The following is a 2296-nucleotide window of genomic DNA, read 5'->3' as shown; positions in this document are numbered from 1 at the left end:
CAATCCAGCGGTGACGATGGTGGCTCCGCGGCGCCGATGGTTGCCGCTGCTTGTCAGGCTGACCTGACCAAGGCCCGCACCAGGCAGTTGAAGGCCTACCTGAACTGCCAGGAGGGTGACCTCTCTTGCCCGGTGCCATCAGAATAATCTGGAGTGACAAAATGCCGAATTTCAAGATGAGATATGTGCTGATCGCGCTTGTGCCGTTGGCGGTTGCCGGTTGCGTCAGCGCTGAGGATCAGCGCGCAATGGATCAGCAACAGTGCGCGTCTTACGGCTACAGGCCAGGAACCAACAGGTTTGCCGACTGCATGATGCAACAGACCTCACAACGTTCAGAAGATGAGCAGCGCTCATTGGATCGCATGGCCGCGCAAGAACAGAGAGACAAGGATCGCAAGGAAGCGCGTCGAAAGGACGACAGCTACATCGATCCAAGGCCGAGTTACGACAAGGATGGCAATCCGAATTTCGACACTCAAGGCAATTACCAAGGGTGTCACGGCGCGGGATGTTTGGTCGACAATCCAGACAATAACGATGACGATGACCAGTAGGCTGGCTCCGCGAGGCTCTCCTTCCTGCCCCCTATAGTCCGGACCTCAACCCAATCGAGAAACCCTTCGCCAACTTCAAGCACTACATGCGGCGTTGCGCCAGGCGCAGGCTAGAAGTCAACCCAAATGCGAACCGCTCTACCTCGGCGAACAGCCGGGAAATGCCGATCCTGCACACGCGATCCGCGATTCCATCAGCTTGAAGGATGGTTCCGGAACTTTTTGCCGCAATGGCAGGTTCGAGCGACATGACGAAACTATCTGACCCTGGCCCGCCGTTCCCAGCAAGCTGCACGGCGGCCAGGACATCCCGGAAGAAGATCATTACTGCGGGCAGACGGTTGACCGGCGCGATTTACTCCAGGTGTTCTGGAGGAAGAGCCGGGGCATCGAGCGCTGGAACCGAGCCAGCTGCAACGATCATCGAATTTCCCCGAAGAAAGTACCTGCCTCTAGAAGCGCTTTCGGATCAGGGGCCGTTTCAGGGCAAAGCGGGCGATATTGTCGAGCGTTCTTGGCACCGCCATCTCCCCGATGCCCTCAATGGCGCCCTTGGCCGCTGCGTCCTCACGAAAGCGCACTATCCATTCTTCCGTGAGGCTGTCCCGTTGAACAGTGAATCTCGAATTGGCGGTGTCTTCCGGGACCTGGACGCCCATATAATCCGCCACAGCTTCCAGATAGGGCCGTGGGTCTTGCTGCAAATCTTCGTAGACGAATTGACGACAATCCAGCCCCGCAAGTTGTAGGTAGGACCTCCAGAACGCATAGCTTCGATCAATCTGGAAATACGCTTGGCTGATGTCGGCGAAGCTATAAGGAACAGAGCGCGGATTGACTTTCCCTTCGTGCCGGCTCGTCCACACTCCAGACATCCTAGCTCGGTAGAACGAAATAGCTTGCTGAATTCGGTCGCGACGTTCCAACAAAATGAATTCCAAGCCGTGTTTTCTTCGAATCTCGAATAGAAAATCCTTTCCGAATTTCTCCTTACACCAGGCCAGATGGCGCGGAAACAACTTGATCGCAAACCGCCCGTTGTCGGTCGACGCTTTCTCGATGACCGCTTTTTCAAGATCATCATAGGTGCGGGGATCGAAACGTAGATAGGCCGGATCAAGCCATTCCTCCGACCGTCCCATCAGGCCAGTTGCGTTCGTCAGGCTTCCCAGCCAGTTCGAACCGCTTCTTCCCTCTGTAAGAATCGCAACGCCCCGCATAAACTCCTCACTTCACCTTGTCCCGGAACGCATGCCGCAAGGCCCGCTTATCTTCAACCCAAATCAGTGCTGCGTTCCCGCCCCAGGTCCAGGAACACCGTGCTCAGCTTATTGCCGCCGTGATCTTCGTTGCCATCTTGTCGGCATCACCAGGGCTTTGGCTGGATTCTAGACCAGATGACCACGCAATTCATCTAGGACGCCGCATCGGCCGCCATCGTCATCGTGGGCGTGTTCGCCGTCGCCGACACGTCGCCACGCGATTGCTGCGCCTGCCCAGGAGTGTCCTCTGTCGAATAACCGTGAGGGTTGTTTTCGCCGCCATCACTATTTTTGTGAACCAATTCACCCGAGGCGCGACCAAGTGATGTGTCCAAACATGGTTCATCAAGGAGAACGTCTTATGTTTACTGTCTCGAGAAACGTCTTTTTGGCCGCCATCGCCGTTTCGGTGCTGGCCGGCTGCAAGACAACCGCTCCCAGGGAATGCGACAAGCTGAAGCCTGGCGTCACCTATAA

Annotated in this window: 4 protein-coding genes and 1 pseudogene; 3 read left to right on the top strand and 2 right to left on the bottom strand. The window is 56.2% G+C overall.

Annotated elements, in window-relative coordinates:
- From ENZ74_RS29600 to ENZ74_RS35440, 3 genes and pseudogenes are all read left to right on the top strand, one after another.
- Positions 1-147, top strand: a 147-nt coding sequence (locus ENZ74_RS29600) for a lysozyme inhibitor LprI family protein (RefSeq protein ID WP_127313211.1), incomplete at its 5' end; no start/stop codon positions are given.
- Between the two features lie 14 nt (positions 148-161).
- Positions 162-557 carry a hypothetical protein gene (locus ENZ74_RS29595; RefSeq protein ID WP_013529710.1) on the top strand — a complete coding sequence of 132 codons (396 nt, stop codon included), beginning with the start codon at positions 162-164 and terminating at the stop codon, positions 555-557.
- A 9-nt stretch (positions 558-566) separates the two neighbouring features.
- A pseudogene (locus ENZ74_RS35440) lies at positions 567-673 on the top strand (transposase); the annotation flags it as partial.
- Here the strand turns inward: ENZ74_RS35440 and ENZ74_RS34555 are convergent.
- Both ENZ74_RS34555 and ENZ74_RS29590 read right to left on the bottom strand, forming a co-directional pair.
- Entirely contained in the window at positions 640-807 is a 168-nt protein-coding gene (locus ENZ74_RS34555; RefSeq protein WP_158515803.1) for a hypothetical protein, read from the bottom strand. The pseudogene ENZ74_RS35440 and the gene ENZ74_RS34555 overlap by 34 nt on opposite strands.
- Before the next feature lie 202 nt (positions 808-1009).
- On the bottom strand, positions 1010-1777 hold the full coding sequence (locus ENZ74_RS29590) for a Stf0 family sulfotransferase (protein WP_027161395.1): 768 nt from the start codon (positions 1775-1777) through the stop codon (positions 1010-1012).
- Positions 1778-2296: the final 519 nt, after the last annotated feature.

It is taken from the genome of Mesorhizobium sp. M7A.F.Ca.CA.002.15.2.1, assembly GCF_003998715.1.
In the GTDB taxonomy this organism is placed as follows: domain Bacteria; phylum Pseudomonadota; class Alphaproteobacteria; order Rhizobiales; family Rhizobiaceae; genus Mesorhizobium; species Mesorhizobium ciceri.
The sequence above is the reverse complement of the archived record's forward strand: the minus strand, read 5'-3'. Positions and strand labels throughout refer to the sequence as shown.